17 protein-coding genes are annotated in these 16888 nt (G+C 71.7%); 9 read left to right on the top strand and 8 right to left on the bottom strand.

Features of this window, described 5'->3' with window-relative positions:
* Position 1 precedes the first annotated feature (1 nt).
* Together QSK30_RS15225 and QSK30_RS15230 are read right to left on the bottom strand one after the other, a co-directional pair.
* Positions 2-1462: a hypothetical protein gene (locus tag QSK30_RS15225; RefSeq protein WP_285503363.1), complete on the bottom strand. Its 1461-nt coding sequence runs from the start codon at positions 1460-1462 to the stop codon at positions 2-4.
* Between the two features lie 328 nt (positions 1463-1790).
* The gene (locus QSK30_RS15230) at positions 1791-2420 is read right to left on the bottom strand and encodes a TetR/AcrR family transcriptional regulator (RefSeq protein ID WP_285503364.1); all 630 of its coding nucleotides are present in this window, start codon (positions 2418-2420) and stop codon (positions 1791-1793) included.
* A 137-nt stretch (positions 2421-2557) separates the two neighbouring features.
* Here QSK30_RS15230 and QSK30_RS15235 point away from each other — a divergent pair, with 137 nt between their 5' ends.
* The 5 genes from QSK30_RS15235 to QSK30_RS15255 all read left to right on the top strand — a co-directional run bounded on the left by QSK30_RS15235 (position 2558) and on the right by QSK30_RS15255 (position 7098).
* Positions 2558-3679 carry an acyl-CoA dehydrogenase family protein gene (locus tag QSK30_RS15235; RefSeq protein ID WP_285503446.1) on the top strand — a complete coding sequence of 374 codons (1122 nt, stop codon included), beginning with the start codon at positions 2558-2560 and terminating at the stop codon, positions 3677-3679.
* Between the two features lie 36 nt (positions 3680-3715).
* A complete protein-coding gene (locus QSK30_RS15240) occupies positions 3716-4846 on the top strand; it encodes a CaiB/BaiF CoA transferase family protein (protein ID WP_285503366.1) in 1131 nt (376 codons plus the stop codon).
* 423 nt (positions 4847-5269) lie between these two features.
* Positions 5270-5431: a hypothetical protein gene (locus tag QSK30_RS15245; RefSeq protein WP_285503368.1), complete on the top strand. Its 162-nt coding sequence runs from the start codon at positions 5270-5272 to the stop codon at positions 5429-5431.
* A 270-nt stretch (positions 5432-5701) separates the two neighbouring features.
* Entirely contained in the window at positions 5702-6193 is a 492-nt protein-coding gene (locus QSK30_RS15250; RefSeq protein ID WP_285503369.1) for a helix-turn-helix transcriptional regulator, read from the top strand.
* A gap of 89 nt (positions 6194-6282) precedes the next feature.
* On the top strand, positions 6283-7098 hold the full coding sequence (locus QSK30_RS15255; RefSeq protein ID WP_285503371.1) for a lytic transglycosylase domain-containing protein: 816 nt from the start codon (positions 6283-6285) through the stop codon (positions 7096-7098).
* Between the two features lie 375 nt (positions 7099-7473).
* On the opposite strand, the gene QSK30_RS15260 is transcribed toward QSK30_RS15255, so the two are convergent.
* Entirely contained in the window at positions 7474-8280 is an 807-nt protein-coding gene (locus QSK30_RS15260) for a nitroreductase/quinone reductase family protein (RefSeq protein WP_285503372.1), read from the bottom strand.
* Between the two features lie 203 nt (positions 8281-8483).
* Between QSK30_RS15260 and QSK30_RS15265 the strand changes: the two genes are divergently transcribed.
* From QSK30_RS15265 to QSK30_RS15275, 3 genes are all read left to right on the top strand, one after another.
* Positions 8484-8837 carry a hypothetical protein gene (locus tag QSK30_RS15265; RefSeq protein ID WP_285503373.1) on the top strand — a complete coding sequence of 118 codons (354 nt, stop codon included), beginning with the start codon at positions 8484-8486 and terminating at the stop codon, positions 8835-8837.
* On the top strand, positions 8834-9187 hold the full coding sequence (locus QSK30_RS15270) for a DUF3817 domain-containing protein (RefSeq protein WP_285503374.1): 354 nt from the start codon (positions 8834-8836) through the stop codon (positions 9185-9187). Before QSK30_RS15265 ends, QSK30_RS15270 begins: the two co-directional genes overlap by 4 nt.
* Before the next feature lie 69 nt (positions 9188-9256).
* The gene (locus QSK30_RS15275; protein ID WP_285503376.1) at positions 9257-10378 is read left to right on the top strand and encodes an NAD(P)/FAD-dependent oxidoreductase; all 1122 of its coding nucleotides are present in this window, start codon (positions 9257-9259) and stop codon (positions 10376-10378) included.
* A gap of 56 nt (positions 10379-10434) precedes the next feature.
* Here QSK30_RS15275 and QSK30_RS15280 read toward each other — a convergent pair whose 3' ends face one another.
* Genes QSK30_RS15280 through QSK30_RS15290 form a run of 3 tightly spaced genes read right to left on the bottom strand, consistent with a single transcriptional unit; the run spans position 10435 to position 12877 of the window.
* Positions 10435-11289 (bottom strand): spermidine synthase, encoded by an 855-nt coding sequence (locus QSK30_RS15280; RefSeq protein WP_285503378.1) that lies wholly within the window; start codon positions 11287-11289, stop codon positions 10435-10437.
* On the bottom strand, positions 11286-11687 hold the full coding sequence (gene speD / locus QSK30_RS15285) for an adenosylmethionine decarboxylase (protein WP_285503379.1): 402 nt from the start codon (positions 11685-11687) through the stop codon (positions 11286-11288). The genes QSK30_RS15280 and speD overlap by 4 nt, the downstream gene beginning before the upstream one ends.
* Positions 11688-11710: 23 nt before the next feature.
* Complete coding sequence (locus QSK30_RS15290; RefSeq protein WP_285503380.1) at positions 11711-12877, bottom strand: type III PLP-dependent enzyme; 1167 nt, start codon at positions 12875-12877, stop codon at positions 11711-11713.
* 99 nt (positions 12878-12976) lie between these two features.
* Between QSK30_RS15290 and QSK30_RS15295 the strand changes: the two genes are divergently transcribed.
* Positions 12977-14272 carry an MFS transporter gene (locus QSK30_RS15295; protein WP_285503382.1) on the top strand — a complete coding sequence of 432 codons (1296 nt, stop codon included), beginning with the start codon at positions 12977-12979 and terminating at the stop codon, positions 14270-14272.
* On the opposite strand, the gene QSK30_RS15300 is transcribed toward QSK30_RS15295, so the two are convergent.
* Together QSK30_RS15300 and QSK30_RS15305 are read right to left on the bottom strand one after the other, a co-directional pair.
* Positions 14249-15838, bottom strand: coding sequence for a monocarboxylic acid transporter (locus QSK30_RS15300; RefSeq protein WP_285503384.1), 1590 nt, complete (start codon positions 15836-15838; stop codon positions 14249-14251). The two genes, QSK30_RS15295 and QSK30_RS15300, sit on opposite strands and share 24 nt — an antisense overlap.
* A complete protein-coding gene (locus tag QSK30_RS15305; RefSeq protein ID WP_285503389.1) occupies positions 15835-16242 on the bottom strand; it encodes a DUF485 domain-containing protein in 408 nt (135 codons plus the stop codon). The genes QSK30_RS15300 and QSK30_RS15305 overlap by 4 nt, the downstream gene beginning before the upstream one ends.
* Positions 16243-16888: the final 646 nt, after the last annotated feature.

Here is a 16888-nt window from a genome sequence, read left to right on the forward strand (position 1 = left end):
GTTACTTCTCCTCGACCGGGGCCTTCTTCGCCGCGGGCTCGTCCAACTGTGCTGCGTCCGCCGGTGCGGAGTCCAACGGTGCCGCTGCCAACGGTGCTGCGTCCGCCGGAGCCTGATCCGAGGGCGTCGGTTCCGGCGCGGCCTTGTCGTCCGCGGCCGGAGCGGTGTCCTCGGTCGGGGCGTCCGCCGCGGGGGTCTCGGTCTCGGAAGCGTTGTCGGCCGGGGGTTTCGGCGTCGACACCACTGTGGTGACGGTCGTGTCCGCAGGCACGTCGGGTTCGAAGCCCGACGACAGCGCGCCGCTGATCGGGTGCGGTGAGGTGAACTGCGGGAGGGCGGGGTCCGGCTGTGCCACCCCGGCCACCTCGGTCCCCGCGGCCGGTGCGTCCGGGGTGCCGGTCGTGATCGCCTGGGCCGCCGCGGTCGTGGGCGGGGTGTGCGGGGACACCACCTGCGTCTCGCCCGGATCCGGCTGCGCGGCGGGCTGGGCCACCACGCGCGGCGACACGGCCTGCGTCACCTCGGCGTCCGAGCCGAAGGGCGAGTCCGGCGCGGCCTGCCCGGCGCCCGCTTGCACCGGCGGCACCGCCTGGACCGGCTGCACCGGCCTGCCCGCGCCCGGCTGCCGCACCGGGTGCCCGCCCGTCGTGGCCGCCGGGAACCCGCCCTGCGGACCCGGCGCGACCTGGTTGCCGTACGGCCCCGGCTGGTTGCCGTGCGGACCCGGCACGATCTGGCCACCCTGCTGACCCGGTACCGCGAGACCCTGCTGACCCGGCACCGCCTGACCGCCGTACGGCCCACTCGGCTGCCCGCCCGGGTGGGCGACCTGCGGCGCGAAGTTCCCCGGCATCCGGAACCCCATCGGCGGCGTGGCCGGTTCCACTCGGCCGCTCGGCCTGCGCAGCCAGCTCAGCACGGCCGCGACCAGCGCCAGCCCCACCCCGCCCATCACCAGGAACAGGCCGAGCTGCGCCGTCGCGGTCATCTCGTCGCCGAAGATGCCGCTCTTGAGTGCCGTGTCGGCGTAGGTGAAGACGTTGAGCGCGACCTCGGCGACCCCGCCCGCGAGGACGCCCAGGCCGACCGCCCCGCTGACCCGCAGACCGGTGACCAGGCCGGGGGAGCGGCGCAGCGCGGCGAGCAGCCCGAGCACCGCGGCCACCGCCAGCAGGCCCGCGCCCACCGCGACCGGGATGCCGCTGAGGTCGGAGTGCGACCGCAGGAAGTCGCTGACCGAGGTGCGGTCGGTGGTCGAGGCCGACCAGAGCGTCTGCTCGATGACCACCAGCTCCTCGTCCGGGCCGGGGAAGGTCAGCCGGAACACCGGGAGGAACGACCCGGTCACCGCCAGGGCCGCCGCCGCGAGGAATCCGATCGCGGAGAGTAAGCCGGTCCACCAGACCGGTTGGCGCGGTGGACGCGGGTAGCCGACCGGAACGGGCGCGTAGATAGCAGTCACGCGCAGATCTTGGCAGGTCAGCCCGGGGGCGGGTGCGGCAACTACAATGTTAGCGGAAGCAAACGTCCCGTTGGCGTCCCGAGTCCCTCATCTACAGGTGCAGTGGCCGACCCGAGCGAGGGCCGGGTCGGCCGCTGCGGGAGCACTACAGGCAGTACTGACGCAGCAGGCGGCGTCCGCGGGCCCTGCATCCCGCGGACGCCGCCTGCGGCACCCCGTGCCCAGCACCTGGTTCGACCGGCGCCGTCATCTCGATCGCGCGGGCGGCACAGCCCGCACACCTTCTCTACGTGCCCCCGACGGGATCGGTTCACTCGTCTCTCGAGAATCACGTCTCAGAAGACGAAGGGGAAGACGAAGAGGCCGCGTACCGGTCGAGGACCGTCGCCTTCCACTCGTCCAGCAGCCGTTCGCGCCGCTCGGCGCCGCCGCCGATCATCGCGTCGAGGGCCAAGCCGCGCACCAGGTTGACGCTCAGCAGCATCAGCGTCTCCACCTCGGCCTCGGGTAGTTCCCCGGCGGCCTCCCGGTAGAGCTCCAGCGTCGCGTGGCCCAGTGCCCGGTCGACCGGTTGCAGCGCCTCGCGCAGTTCCGCGTCGGTGCGCGCGGCCACCCACAGTTCGACGGCCGCGGTCGACAGCGTCCCCGAGTACGCCTGCCACAGCAGGTCGATGCCCCTGGTCACCCGCGCCCGCCCGGGCGGTAGCGCTGCTGCGAGCCCCCGCACCTCCCGGATCAACCGGGCGAACAGGTGCTCCAGCGCCGCGGTCATCAGCTCGGTCTTGGTGGTGAAGTGGTGCTGCTGGGCACCCCTGGACACCCCTGCCCGGGCGCAGATCTCCTGCACAGTCGTGCGGGCGTACCCCAGTTCCACCAGGCAGTCGATGGTGGCGTCCAGCAGGGCCTCGCGAGTCTGTTCGCTGCGCTCCTGCTGGGTGCGGTGCGTGCGCACGGACACGAGACCCTCCCAGCGGTGACAGCGGCACTTTACGGCCAGTCCGGCCAGCATGTACCTTCTCGACAGAACTTACAATCAAGCCGGAATGTTTCACCGCCGGCGAGTCCCGAGCCCGGAGGCCCCGAGTGACGCAGTGGATGGATGACGACCTGGCCGCCTTCCGCGACCTCGCCCGGACCTTCTGCGAGAAGGAGCTCAGCCCGCACACCGAGCGCTGGATCGAGAACAAGCAGGTCGACCGCGAGCTGTGGCACAAGGCGGGCGAGGTCGGCCTGCTCTGCCTGTCCATCCCCGAGGAGTACGGCGGCGGTGGCGGCACCTTCGCCCACGAGGCGATCCTGCTCGAGGAGCAGGCCCGCTCCGGCGACAGCGGCTGGGGCGTGTCGCTGCACAACGGCATCGTGGCGCACTACGTGCTCGCCTACGGCACCGAGGAGCAGAAGCTCGCCTGGCTGCCCAGGCTGGCCTCCGGCGAGTGGGTCGGCGCGATCGCGATGACCGAGCCGGGCACCGGGTCGGACCTGCAGAACATCAAGACCCGGGCGATCCGCGACGGCGACGAGTACGTGGTCAACGGCGCCAAGACCTTCATCACCAACGGCGGCCAGTGCGACTTCGTGGTCGTGGTCGCCAAGACCGACCCGGCCAAGGGCGCCGAGGGCACCTCGCTGGTGATCGTGGAGACCTCGCGCGCGGGCTTCCGCCGCGGCCGGGTGCTGGACAAGATCGGCCTCAAGGCCCAGGACACCGCCGAGCTGTTCTTCGACGACGTGCGGGTCCCGGTCGGCAACCTGCTCGGCAGCGCCGAGGGCCAGGGGTTCGTCCAGCTGATGCAGCAGCTCCCGCAGGAGCGGCTGATCATCGGCATCACCTCGGTGGTCGCGATGGAGCTCGCGCTCGCCGAGACGCTGCGCTACACCAAGGACCGGCAGGCGTTCGGCCGCCCGGTGTACCACTTCCAGAACACGAAGTTCGTGCTGGCCGAGGTCGCCACCGAGGCGCGCATCGCCCGGCTCTTCCTGGACGACTGCATCGCCAAGCACCTGCGCGGCGAGCTCGACATCCCCACCGTGGCGATGCTCAAGTGGTGGACCAGCGACCGGGCGATGAAGGCCATCGACGAGTGCCTGCAGCTGCACGGCGGCTACGGCTACATGAGCGAGTACCCGATCGCGCGGATGTACACCGACCAGCGCGTGCAGCGGATCTACGGCGGCACCAACGAGATCATGAAGGAGATCATCTCCCGCACGCTCTGACTCGCGCCCGGATCACCCGCCCGAGAGGATGGCCCGATGGGCCCGCTGACAGGTCTGCAGGTCGTCGAGCTCGCCGGCCTGGCCCCCGCCCCGTTCGCCGCCACCGTGCTGGCCGACCTGGGCGCCGACGTGGTCCGGGTGGACCGGGCCCGGCCGGGCTTCGACGTGCTCGCCTTCCCGCACGACCCGCTGACCCGGGGCCGCCGCTGGATCGGTGTGGACGTCAAGTCGCCCGAGGGCCTGGAACTGGTGCTGCGCCTGGTCGACGGGGCCGACGTGCTGGTCGAGGGGTTCCGCCCGGGGGTCGCCGAGCGGATGGGCCTGGGACCCGACGCGCTGCTGGCCCGCAACCCCCGGCTGGTCTACGGGCGGATCACCGGCTGGGGCCAGGACGGCCCGCTGGCGGCCGCGGCCGGGCACGACATCAACTACATCGCCATCGCGGGCGCGCTGCACCCGATCGGCCAGGCGGGCCACAAGCCCACCCTGCCGCTGAACCTGGTCGGCGACTTCGGCGGTGGCGGCATGGTGCTGGCCATGGGCGTGCTGGCCGCGCTGGTCGAGCGGGCGTCCTCCGGGCGCGGGCAGGTCGTGGACACGTCCATGGTCGAGGGCGCCGCCCTGCTGACCACGGGCCTGCACGGCCTGCGCAACCTCGGCCTGTGGAACGACGACCGCGGCCGGAACCTGCTCGACGGCGGCGCGCCGTTCTACGACACGTACGAGACCTCGGACGGCGAGTACGTGGCCGTGGGCGCCATCGAGGCCCGCTTCTTCGCCGACCTCGTCCGGGTGCTGGGTCTCGAGGACGTCCCGGACCACCACAACCCGGAGAACTGGCCCGCCCTGCGCGAGCTGTTCACCCGCACGTTCAAGACCCGGACCCGGGACGAGTGGGCCGCGCTCGCCGAGGGCACGGACGCCTGCCTGTCGCCGGTGCTGTCGCCGTCGGAGGCGACCAGGCACCCGCACAACGTGGCCCGGGGGAGCTTCCTGGAGCTCGACGGCAGGCCGCAGCCCGCGCCCGCGCCGAAGTTCAGCCGCACCGCCGCTGGGGTGCCGAGGCCGCCGAGCGAGGCCAGGGCCGACACCGCCGAGGTGCTCGCCGAGCTGGGCCTGTCCGCCGAGGAGATCGACCGGCTGCGCGCGGCCGCGGTCGTGGCCTGAGCCCCGGAAACCGAAAAGGGCTGTGAGGTCGCTTGTGGCGTCCTCACAGCCGCAGGTCAGCCGCTCTGGGCGGCTGTGGGGTGCCCGCCTGCTGGGCGGGTACCCGAGCCTTCCGGGCCGTCGCGCCGTCGGAGATCACTCCGCCGGTGCGCCTCAAGTTCTACCGCCACCGGCGCCCGAACCGTGTCCGTAGGCGGACATCGGCTCAAAAGTGACACTGTTTTTGGGACTGCGGAGATCGACTTCTCGGCTCGACACCGGTCGGCGTGTTCGGGGAGTGGTGATCGGTCTAGACCCGTAGGGTGATCCAAAGCGCACCGACGGGGTTGATCTCACTCTCGGTGCGATCAATCGCGAGAAAACGTCGCCAAGCCTGGTCGGTTCGGGGGATCATGGTGGCTGACGGGCGACGGAGGAGTGCCGATGAACGCGAAGAAGGTTGTTCTGCTCGCAGTGGTCGCCCTGGTGCTCTTCTACGTGATCAGCCAGCCCGCCCAGGCGGCCGCGGCGGTCCAGGGGTTGCTCAGCTGGCTGCGCGACGGCGCCGAGGCCATCATCACGTTCCTGAAGAACCTCTTCGCCTAGCCGGACCGCCGGTCCACAGCGGGGTCGTCCTCGCCCCATCGTCACCGCCGACCGGGAACTTGACCGCCAGGGTGGCTGACGCGCGCCCGGCACTCGATCACGGACCGTGATGATCTTGGTCTGCCCAGAGATCCACATTGGACCGTTCAGGTGGATCTGCGGCTCCAGGGGGCCGTTCGGCGAACTGGTCCGTTTTGCCTCTGGCGATCTGTCGGTCCCTCCCCCTACGGTTTCAGCCATCGAGTGATCATGAGACCTCCAGGAGGCAGAATGCTCGACGATCCCGGGGTCGACGCCCTGGTCCGGCAGTGGACAGCCGAGCGCGCGCAGGACGCCGACGCGGACGAGGCGCACCGCATCGCGTCCGAGTGGCTGGCCGACGCCCCTGTGGTCGCCGCGCCGGGTATTCCCGGTCAGCGCGCCCGCGCGGGCTCGTCCCGCTGGGCGGCGGTGGAGGCGGCCGACCCGCGCTACATCTCCGCCATGCGCAAGCGGCTGCCCGAGGTGCCGCACGACCTGCTCGCCGCCGCCGCCGGGTGGTGGCAGATGGTCGGCGGCGTCGCCGAGGCCGAGGAGTGGTGGGACGCGGGCATGAGCCCGCTCGACCAGCGCGCCCTCGACTACCGGGCGGCCGGTCTCGCACCGTCCGACCTGGCGCGCAGGCTGGGCCCGCTCACCGTGCTCGAGCACCTGCGCCGGGGCAGCGCCCCCGCCTGGTGCGTCGCCCGGCTGCAGCGCCAGCGCCGCGACGGCGCGGCGTAACCTACCCCCGCGTAACGCCACTGTGCTCTTGTCGTTGATGCTGTCAGCGACCGGTGCGCACCCGAGCCCCGGCTGAGGACGGGGGCACGGTGGCGGACACGAGCACCGAGACGCCCCGCCGCGGTCCGGGCATCCTGTTCCGGCTGCTGGTGGTGGTGCTCGCCCTGGTGGTCGGCGCCGCCGTGGTGTGGGTCGTCCGAGTCGCCACGGTGCCCCAGACCGGTGCCGAGGTCCCGGCCGCGCAGGTCGAGGCGGCCCCGGTCGAGCCCAACTCCGCCACCCCGGTCGAGGCCGACGCGACTGCCCCCGCCCCGCAGGCGGGCCAGTCCGGCACCGACCCGCTGCGCGCCTGGGCTGACCGGCTCGCCGGTCCCACCGGCATCCCGGCCCGCGCGCTGGTGGCCTACGGCAACGCCGAGCTCAACGTCCGCTCGACCACGCCCGGGTGCAGGCTGTCCTGGGCGACCCTCGCGGGCATCGGCCGCATCGAGTCCAACCACGGCCAGTACGGCGGCGCCACACTTGGCGCGGACGGCCGTCCGTCGATCCCGATCATCGGGGTGCCCTTGGACGGCTCGGCGGGCGTCCGGGCGATCACCGACACCGACGCGGGCCAGTTCGACGGCGACGCCACCGTGGACCGCGCGGTGGGCCCGATGCAGTTCATCCCCTCCACCTGGCGCAAGTGGGGCGCGGACGGCAACCTGGACGGCGTCGGCGACCCGCAGCAGATCGACGACGCGGCCCTGGCAGCGGGCCGCTACCTCTGCGCCAACGGCCGCGACCTGGGCACCGCCACCGGCTGGTGGCAGGGCGTCTTCTCGTACAACAACTCCGTGCCCTACGGCCAAAAGGTCTTCGGCCTGGCCGACGGCTACGCCCGCACCGCCGCCGCCCGCCGCTAGCAGTGTGGACAGTCCCACCCGGACCCAGCCGCACCGCTCCACCAAGCCACCATCCTCACCTCACCCCACCTCACCTCTCGCACCAACCCGACCCACAACCCTCCCCGCCAAGTCACTTTCCCCACCCCCACAACCCTCCCCGCCAAGTCACTTCCCCCACCCCCGCAAACCGTCTCCGGCAGCCACAACGCCCCCCGGCGACCACTCCCGCCCCTGCATCCCATACGCAGCCCAAAACACGGGCTTGGTGTCCTTGTCAAGGCATCTTTCCCGCCTTGACAAGGACACCAAGCCCGTAGTCACACTTGGCGTAGGGGAAGCAGGAACCCCCGACGGCAACGCAGGAAGAGCCGACGGCACCGCGGAGAGAGCCGGTCAATCTAGCAGCGGCAGCAGATTCGCGTCCTCGTAGTCCAGGTGCCGCTCCAACAACCCGACCAACTCCTCCACCTCAACAGCCACCGACGCCTGATCCCCGGCCAGCACCGCGCGCAGCCGCTCCAGCACCGCCGCCATCTCCACGTGCTCGGCCGACAACCGCTCCAGCAGCGGTGCCGCCTCGGGGTAGCGCGAGGCGACCCAGGGGAAGATGTTGGCGTCCTCGCCGGTGTGGTGGTTGCCCAGCCCGGCGCAGATGGTCAGGCAGTTCACCCGTAGCTGGGCCCCCAGCCGCGGGCCGGAGGCGGACACGTCCGCGCGGATGTGGGCGAGTTCGCGGCGGAAGGAGTCATGCAGCTGCTTGACCGTGGCCGAGAGCGACCCGCCGAGTCGCAGCCTGCCGGCGAGGGCCACCACGGGCAGCTCCCGCGTGGTCTTCTCCTGGTACGCCGCCCAGCCCGGGTCGGCCTCGACGGCGCGGGCCCAGACTTCCGCGCGCTCCGGGCCGGTGAGCACGGTGGCGTCGGCGTCGTAGGTGAGGATGCCGTCCTCGACCGTGGCGCTCGGGTTCGCCAGTAGGTTCCGGTACCAGTCCGGGTGCCTGGGCGAACCGCCCGCGGAGCCGATGACGATGACGCGTTCGCCGCCGTCGGGCAGGTAGCCCAGTGGGGTGGTGTGCGGGGTGCCGCTGCGGGCGCCGGTGGTGGTGAGCAGGATCAGGCGGGCGCCCTCGAAGTAGCCGCCGACGCGGCCCTGGTTGGCGCGGAACTCGGTGATGACCTGGTCGTTGAACGGGTTGGGCATGGGTCGCTTTCTGCTGGTGGGTCCAGAGGGGGATCCGAGGCACAGCAGGAGGTCGGCGGGCCCCTGGCCCGCCGCGAGGTCACCCGTTGGCCGGGTGCCTGACTCGCTCGAGGCCCAGTGGGGCCGACCCGGCAGTCACCCGGCCAACCTACCGAACCGGGCGTGACGGTGGTCTCTCAGGGTGCGCGGGTTAGCATCGCGCGGTGGGCAGGACGTCGGGAAGCGGGCGCGCACTCCTCGTCATCGGGGTGTCGGCGCTCTCGCTCGCCGTCTGCTGCGGGCTCGCCTGGTGGCAGTGGCAGCGGTTCGAATCGGCCAACGGGACGTTCCAGAACCTGGGCTACGTCCTGCAGTGGCCGCTGTTCGGCATCGCCCCGGCCTACATGTTCTGGCGGTTCCGCAAGCTCCGCGAGCGCGAGCTCCAGGCGCCGCCCCCCGAGGTCAGCCCGCGCCCGGCGCCCGTGGTGCACCCGCTCGACTCGGACGAGCCGGATGACGAGCTGACCGCCTACAACCGCTACCTTGCCCGGCTGAACGCAGACCAGGAGTCCCGATGAGCATCACCGACGAGGAGAACCCGGCCCAGGCCGTCGGGGTCCGGGGCGTGCGCGGCGCGCTCGCCCGCTACCGCGTGATGGCCTACGTCGTCGGTGTCGGCCTGCTCGCGCTGGTCGCCGCCATGGTGCTCAAGTACGCCTTCGACAACTCCACCCCGGTGGCCATCGTCGGCCCGGCGCACGGCTTCCTCTACGCGGTCTACCTGCTCGCCGCCTTCGACCTGGCGCTCAAGGCCCGCTGGTCGGTCAAGGGCACCCTGCTGGTCCTGCTGGCGGGCATGGTCCCGTTCGTCTCGTTCGTGGTCGAGCGCCGGGTCACGCACAAGACCCAGGCGGGCCAGAAGCTCTGAGTGTGACCGGCCGCACTGTCACACTCCGGCCCGCCGCGTAGTCCTCCCCGTGACGGAGGGAGAACGTCCATGACAACGCACATCGTGGTGCTGGGAGCGGGCTACTCGGGACTGGTGGCGGCCAAGCGCGCGGCGCGGCTGCCCGACACCAGGGTCACCCTGGTCAACGCGGCCGCCGAGTTCGTCGAGCGGGTCCGGCTGCACGAGGTCGCCGCCGGTCGGCCGGTCCGGTCGCACCGGATCACCGAGCTGATCGGGCGCGCGCCGGTGGAGCTGGTGGTCGACACGGTCACCGCCATCGACCCCGACCGCAAGGTCGTCACGCTGGCCAACGGCACCCTGGAGAGCAACACCCTCGACTACGACACCCTGGTCTACGCCCTGGGCAGCCGGGCCGACGTCGAGGTCGAGCACGTGCACCCGCTGGCCCTCGCGCCGGACGCCGAGCGGCTCAAGCGCGAGCTGCGCGGCACCGTCGCGGTCGTCGGCGGTGGTCTGACCGGTGTCGAGGCCGCCACCGAGTTCGCCGAGGCGGGCCACCCGGTGCGGCTGCTGACCGCGGGCCCGCTGGGTGCCGCGCTGTCGGCGAAGGGCCGGGCGCACCTGCGCCGGGTGCTCGACCGGCTCGAGGTCCAGGTGCACGACCAGGTCAAGGTCACCGGCACCGACGCCACCGGGCTCACGCTCGCCGACGGCGGCTACGTCCCGGCCGACACCGTGGTGTGGACCACCGGGTTCCGCGCGCCCGCCCTGGCCGCGGACTCCGGGTTCGCCGTGGACGACCGCGGCCGGATGGTCGTCGACGGCACCCTGCGCTCGGTGTCGCACCCGGACGTCTACGCCGTCGGCGACGCCGCCGCGGTGCGCCTGGTGAACGGTCTGGAGCTGCGGATGGCCTGCGCCACCGGGCTTCCCGCCGGGTACCACGCCGCCAAGGCGATCGGCGACCGGCTGGCGGGCCGCGAGCCGGGACCGCTGAGCTTCCGGTTCGTGAACCAGTGCGTCAGCCTCGGGCGCAAGGACGGGCTGATCCAGTTCGTCCGGGCCGACGACACCCCGGTCGAGCGCGTGCTCACCGGTCGGCTTGCCGCCTGGTACAAGGAGTTGATCGTGCGCGGCGCCCTGTTCGCCCAGCGCCACCCGGCGCTGGCGGGCGTCAGCCCGCGCGGCGGGACCAAGCCCCGACCGTAGAACGCGGCGGTGCCCGGGGACTCGCGTCCCCGGGCACCGGGTCGACCAAGGCCGGATCAGAGCGACTTGCGCACCCGGTACGGCGGGATCGTGTTGCCGCGCAAGGCGTCCGCGTCGATGGTCTTGGGCTGGTACGGCAGCGTCGCGAGCCGGTCGATCATGCGCGCGGTGGTGTCCGGGACGGTCTCGGCGAGTCCGAACAGGAACGCCCACTCGTGCTCGTCGGAGCCGTAGTAGACGGTCGTGCCGAACACCTCGTCGAACCTGCGCCAGGACCGCAGCAGGGTCTCGTTGCGCCACATGGTCTGACAGCCCGCCTGGCACACGACCACGCCGCCCTCGGCCAGCACCGAGCGGCACCGGGTGAGGAACTCCTCCTCGTACAACCGGTTGTGCTGGGCGAACTCCGGCCGCTCGTCGGGCAGGTCGACCAGCACGACGTCGTAGCGGTCGCCGCGCTCGAGCGCCTCGGCCAGGAACTGCCAGCCGTCGGCGTAGTGCACCCGGACCGGGCCCTCGTGCGCGACCGCGGCGGCCAGTTCCTCGGTGATGTAGCCGTAGGGCAGGTGCTCGGCGCACAGCTCCACGGCCTGCCGGTCGATGTCGACGTGGTCGACCACCGACGCGCCCGCGGCCACCGAGATCTGCGAGACGACGCCCTCACTGGACCCCACGACCAGCACGCGCTCGACCTGGCGCGCCACCAGCAGGGCGGGCACCAGCAGCGCCTCGTGGTAGGTGAGCTGGCTGAACTCGGTGCTCTGCCGGTCGTCGTCGCAGAACAGGCTGAGTCCCTGCTCGGTGCGGCCGATGACCAGGTGCTGGAACTCGGTCTTGGTGTCCACCAGCACCTCGGGCATGTCCCACACGCGGGTCAGGCCCGGGCCCAGCGGCTCGGTGATCGGGCTCATCGGGCGGTCTCCGACGGTACGGGGTGTCCCCTGTGGACGGTGTTGATCCGGGCGTCCAGCGCGCCCAGCCGGTCGCGCAGCAGGCCCGCTGCCAGCTCCGGGTCCGCGGTCTCGCCGCAGGTGAAGATGTCGACGAACATCGAACCGATCTCCGGGTAGGTGTGGATGGAGGCGTGCGACTCGGAGAGCAGGGCCAGCACGGTGACCCCCTGCGGCTCGAACTGCTTGGCCACCACGTCGCAGATGGTGGCCCCGGCGTCGCGCAGCGAGGACTCCAGCGCCTCGCGCAGGAAGCCCAGATCGTTGAGCAGCAACGGATCGACCCCGTCGAACTCGGCGAGCACGTGTCGGCCTGCGAAGTAGCCGACGCCCTGTTCGGGCGCGCGGTCGTACGACATCTGTCTTACCTCCTGCGAGGGAATCAGCCGACGAAGAGCGTCGGAAGGGGCGGAAAACCGTTGAACGACACCGAGGAGTAGCTCGCGGTGTACGCGCCCGCGTCGAGGATGTCGACGTGGTCGCCCGCCCGCAGCGCCGTCGGAAGACGATACGCGGTGTGCTGGTAGATCACGTCATCGCCGTCGCAGGTGGGGCCCGCGATGATGACCGGTCCGTCCGGTGTGGCCGGATGTCGGGTGCTCAGCCGGTAGGCGATGTACTCGTTCTCGGTCTCGGCCAGCCCGGAGTAGCGGCCGATGTCGAGGTAGACCCAGCGGTGCTCGTCGGCGTCGTCCTTGCGCGACACCAGGACCACCTCGGCGCGGATGACCCCGGCGGTGGCCGCGATCGCCCGACCGGGCTCGATGACCAGCTCGGGGGCGGTGTCGAAGTGCTCGGCGACCGCGGCGCGGATCGCCGCGGCGTGCACGTCGGCCGGTGGCGCCGGATCCCGGTACCCGGTGGGAAAACCACCACCGAGGTTGAGCGAGGTCGTGCGAACGCCCGCCTCGGCGAGCCCGCGCGAGATCCACGCGGCCTGGGCGATGCCCGCGGTCCAGGCCGCCGGGTCGGTGTGCTGCGAGCCGACGTGGAAGCAGGCGCCGCGCACGTCCAGGCCTAGGTCGGCGGCCCGGGCCAGCAGCCGCAGCGCCATCCGGGGCGAGCAGCCGAACTTGCGGCCGAACGGCGTACCGGAGTCCGGCGCGTCGACCAGGAACCGGCACCAGACCTGGGATCCCGGGGCGTGCTCGGCCAGGTTCGCCAGGTCGCCGTCGGAGTCGAAGGTGAACCGGCGGACGCCGCGCGCGTGGGCGTGGGCGATGTCGGCGGCCTTCTTGATGGGGTTGCCGTAGGACAGTGACTCCGGGCTCGCGCCCTGGGCCAGGCAGAGGTCGACCTCGCCGGTGCTGGCGACGTCGAACGACGAGCCCTCGGCCACCAGCGCGGCCACGACCTCGGGGGCGGGATTCGCCTTGACCGCGTAGAAGATGGCGGCCTCGGGCAGCGCCGCGCGCAACGCGCGGTAGTTGGTCCGCACCACCTCGAGGTCCACCACCAGGCACGGCGTCGCGGGCGCGCGTTCGTCGAGGAACGCGCGCAGCCGGGGGGACAAGCCCGGCGACGCCAGAGAGTCGAGCACGGCGTGCACTGTAATACCGAGTTGACCGCCGTTGGGGGCAGTGGCCGTCACCGACTCGATCACACCGGCCCGTACCATCCGCCCGACACGGCCACCGGGAGGCAGTTCATGACGCCAGGGACACGCGCGGGTTACGCACTGGGATCGCTTGCCACGGGGGCGTTCGGGACCGTCCCGGGGCTGCTCCTGCTGCCGTTCCTGACCGACCGGCTGGGGGTGCAGTCGGCGGTGGCCGGTGTCCTGGTGCTGTTGCCGAAGGCGTGGGACGTGCTGTTCAACCCGGTCGCGGGCCGGATCAGCGACCGCAGCACGCACCCGCTCGGACCGCGCAGGCCCTTCCTGCTGCGCGGCGGGCTGGCCCTGGCCGTGCTGTTCGCGCTGATGTTCCTGCCCCCGCTGGCGGGCAGCCCGCTGGGTGACGGCGCCTACGTGGCGGCGCTGTTCCTGGCGTGCGCGACCGCGTTCGCCTTCTTCCAGGTGCCCTACATGGCGATGGCCGCCGAGCTGACCGACGACTACGACGAGCGCACCCGGCTGATGTCCTGGCGGGTGGCGATGCTCGCGGTCGCCATCCTGCTCGCCGGGGCCGGTGCCCCGCTGGTCCGCGACGCGTTCGACAGCTACCGGGTGATGGGCCTGGCGGTCGCGGCGCTGATCCTGGTGGGCACGCTGGGTGTCTACCTGGGTACCCGGAACGTCCCTGTCGCGCGCGTCACATCCGCCGGTGCCCGGTTCGGCGAGCTGCTGGCCGCGGTCCGCGAGTCCCGCGCCTTCCGCACCCTGCTGCTCGCCTTCGTGATCCAGGCCGTCGGCATCGGCACCGTGCTGGCCGGGGTGGACTACCTGGCCAGGGTCGTGCTGCACGACGCGGGCCAGCAGCCGGTCCTGTTCGCCGGGTTCATCGGCCCGGCGCTGCTGGTGATGCCGGTGCTGCAGCGGGTCGGCGCCCGGTGGGGCAAGCTGCGCGGCTACCAGGGTGCGACAGTGCTCTTCGGAGTCGCCATCGCCGGTGTCGCGTTCGTGCCGCCGACCCCGGTGCTGATGGTCCTGGTGGCACTGACCGGGGTCGGCTACGCGGGCCTGCAGGTCTTCCCGATGGCGATGCTGCCGGACATCATCAGCACCGAGCAGGCCCGCACCGGTGACGCCCGCTCCGGCCTGTTCTCCGGTGTCTGGACGGCGGGGGAGACCCTGGGCCTGGCCCTCGGACCGGGCCTGTTCGGCCTGGTGCTCTCGCTCGGCGGCTACATCTCCGGTGGCACCGCCGAGCAGCCCGCGAGCGCGGCCACCGCGATCACCCTCGGCTTCACGCTGATCCCGGCCGTCCTGGTGCTGGCGGTGCTGCCGCTGCTGCGCCGCTCGGTCGTGGAGCCCGACCGCTCACCGGCCGATGCCGGTGAGTGAGCGGACCTCCATCTCCCTGGCCTTGGCCGGGTCGGCCTTGTCCCGGCTGAGCACCGTGCCCAGGTAGCCGCAGACGAACGACACCGGGATGGAGATGATCCCCGGGTTGGACAGCGGGTACAGGTGGAAGTCCACTCCGGACACGATCGAGGTCGGGCTGCCGGAGACCACCGGGGAGAAGAACACCAGCAGCAGGCAGGACGCCAGACCGCCGTACATGCCGCAGAGCGTCCCGCTGGTGTTGAACCGCTTCCAGAACAGCGAGTACAGCAGCGTGGACAGGTTCGCCGAGGCGGCGAAGGCGAACGCCAGCGCCACCAGGAACGCCACGTTCTGCCCGTTGGCCAGGATGCCGCCGACGATGGCCGCCACCCCGACCACCACCGCGGTCAGCCGGGCCACCCGGACCTCGGCGGCGGCGTCGGCCTTGCCGCCGCGCAGGATGTTGGCGTACACGTCGTGCGCGAAGGACGCCGAGGCGGTGATCGTCAGCCCGGCCACCACCGCCAGGATCGTCGCGAAGGCCACCGCGGCCACCACACCCATCAGCACCGTGCCGCCGATCTCGAACGCCAGCAGCGGCGCCGCGGCGTTCTCCCGGCCGGTGGCCGAGAGGATCTTCTCCGAGCCGACCAGCGCCGAGGCGCCGTAGCCGATGACGAGCGTGGCGAGGTAGAACACGCTCATCGTGCCCACCGCCCACACCACCGAGCGGCGCGCCTGCCGGGCGTCGGGCACGGTGTAGAAGCGCATCAGCACGTGCGGCAGGCCCGCCGCGCCCAGGATCAGCGCCAGCGACAGCGAGATGAAGTCCAGCGTGCTGATCGGCGTCTTGCCGTACTGCGCGCCCGGGTCGAGGATCTTCTCGCCCTTGGTGTTGTTGGCCGCGGCCTGGTCGAGCAGCGCGCTGAGGCTGAAGCCGAACTTGCCGAGCAGGAACACCGTCATCAGCACCACGCACAGCAGCAGGATCGCGGCCTTGATGATCTGCACCCAGGTGGTGCCCTTCATGCCGCCGACCAGCACGTAGCAGATCATGATCAGCCCGACCACGCTGATCACCAGCGCCTGCCCGCCCTTGCCGTGCACGTCGAGCAGCAGCGCCACCACCGCGCCCGCGCCCGCCATCTGGGCCAGCATGTAGAAGAACGAGATCACCAGGGTCGAGGTCGCGGCGGCGGCGCGCACCGGGCGCTGGCGCATCCGGAAGGCCAGCACGTCGCCCATGGTGAACCGGCCGGTGTTGCGCACCAGCTCGGCGATCAGCAGCAGGTTGACCAGCCAGGCCACCAGGAAGCCGATGGAGTAGAGGAAGCCGTCGTAGCCGTTGATCGCGATCGCGCCCGCGATGCCGAGGAACGAGGCGGCGGAGAGGAAGTCGCCGGAGAGCGCGATGCCGTTCTGCACACCGGTGAACGCCCCGCCCGCGGCGTAGTAGTCGGCGGTGGAGGTGTTGCGCGAGCCCGCGCGGTACACCACGTACAGGGTGATCACGACGAAGGCGCCGAACACCACGGTGTTGAGGACCGGGTCGCCGACCTGGCCGCCCTGGGCGAGCGCGCTCATCGCTCGACCCCCGCGGCCTCGCGCAGCGCGGCGACCTCGGGGTCGATCCGGCGCCGCGCCCACCGCACGTAGCCCGCGGTGATCGCGATCGTCGAGGCGAACTGCGCCACGCCGAGCAGCAGCCCGATGTTGACCGCGCCGAACACCCGGATCGCCATGAACTCCTTGGCGTAGGCGGCCAGCAGCACGTAGGCCAGGTACCAGGCCAGGAACAGCGCGGACATCGGGAAGACGAACCGGCGGAACCTGGCCCGCAGCGCGGTGAACTCGGGCCCGGCGTGGATCGCGTCGTAGTCAGGGCCGGTGTCCCCGGCGGTGCCGGGCGCGGGCCCGATGCCGCCGAAGGTGGCCGAGCGCGGCCGCGGTGGGCGGGCCGCGACCCGCGGCTGGACGACCTCGGTCATGCGTTCCTCCGAAAGGTACGACTGGCTCCGGCGATTCGGGCGCGGAAATCCGACCGCGGACCCGGTGGGTGATTGCCGCCGAAAGGGCGCGCCGCTCTCGGCGTTCCGACCGGAGTCGGCGGGCGACGTGGCGGGCGACATCGTATGCGCGCCCGCGCGGAATCTCCTAATGCGCGATCCGCGTCGCCGGGGCTACCGGATATCCGCGCGCGGATCACCGAACGGTACCGGTTCGGCCGCTTCTCGGCCCGGTCCTGACCTTCACACTTAGTGGTGAATCGATCAGAGGAAATGTGTTACCTCAGTGGCATCGGGTGGCCACCGTGTCACTCGTACCGGGCAAGTCCCCAGGTGGGCGCCGGATCGAGTCGATTTTTCCAGAATTACCCGATCGAGCGATCAAGCTGGCTCGTGTTCCGCTGAGCGTGACCGTAATTCGTACGACATCCCCCGATCTCCGCTCGCGCGCCGATCTTGACCGGTAACGGACGCCGTCTCCGCTGGTCAGCGCGGGATTTCGGGAAAGGCTTCATGATCGCCGGATTGGGGTACGCTCTGTCCTCAAGTTCTCGCCGATCTCGCCGATGTCCGGAAGGGATGTCGAGCGGTTCACAGAATCGGCCACCAGCACTTCGACACGGTTTCA

Source organism: Actinokineospora sp. NBRC 105648, from assembly GCF_030269645.1.
In the GTDB taxonomy this organism is placed as follows: Bacteria; Actinomycetota; Actinomycetes; order Mycobacteriales; family Pseudonocardiaceae; genus Actinokineospora.

Bases quoted from the DNA above. Each gene is read 5' to 3' on its own strand.
- QSK30_RS15300 (WP_285503384.1), bottom strand. From the start codon at position 15,838: ATGAGCGCGCTCGCCCAGGGCGGCCAGGTCGGCGACCCGGTCCTCAAC.
- QSK30_RS15250 (WP_285503369.1), top strand. From the start codon at position 5,702: ATGCTCGACGATCCCGGGGTCGACGCCCTGGTCCGGCAGTGGACAGCC.
- QSK30_RS15280 (WP_285503378.1), bottom strand. From the start codon at position 11,289: ATGAGCCCGATCACCGAGCCGCTGGGCCCGGGCCTGACCCGCGTGTGG.
- QSK30_RS15295 (WP_285503382.1), top strand. From the start codon at position 12,977: ATGACGCCAGGGACACGCGCGGGTTACGCACTGGGATCGCTTGCCACG.
- QSK30_RS15275 (WP_285503376.1), top strand. From the start codon at position 9,257: ATGACAACGCACATCGTGGTGCTGGGAGCGGGCTACTCGGGACTGGTG.
- QSK30_RS15270 (WP_285503374.1), top strand. From the start codon at position 8,834: ATGAGCATCACCGACGAGGAGAACCCGGCCCAGGCCGTCGGGGTCCGG.
- speD (WP_285503379.1), bottom strand. From the start codon at position 11,687: ATGTCGTACGACCGCGCGCCCGAACAGGGCGTCGGCTACTTCGCAGGC.
- QSK30_RS15245 (WP_285503368.1), top strand. From the start codon at position 5,270: ATGAACGCGAAGAAGGTTGTTCTGCTCGCAGTGGTCGCCCTGGTGCTC.
- QSK30_RS15235 (WP_285503446.1), top strand. From the start codon at position 2,558: ATGGATGACGACCTGGCCGCCTTCCGCGACCTCGCCCGGACCTTCTGC.
- QSK30_RS15240 (WP_285503366.1), top strand. From the start codon at position 3,716: ATGGGCCCGCTGACAGGTCTGCAGGTCGTCGAGCTCGCCGGCCTGGCC.
- QSK30_RS15260 (WP_285503372.1), bottom strand. From the start codon at position 8,280: ATGCCCAACCCGTTCAACGACCAGGTCATCACCGAGTTCCGCGCCAAC.
- QSK30_RS15305 (WP_285503389.1), bottom strand. From the start codon at position 16,242: ATGACCGAGGTCGTCCAGCCGCGGGTCGCGGCCCGCCCACCGCGGCCG.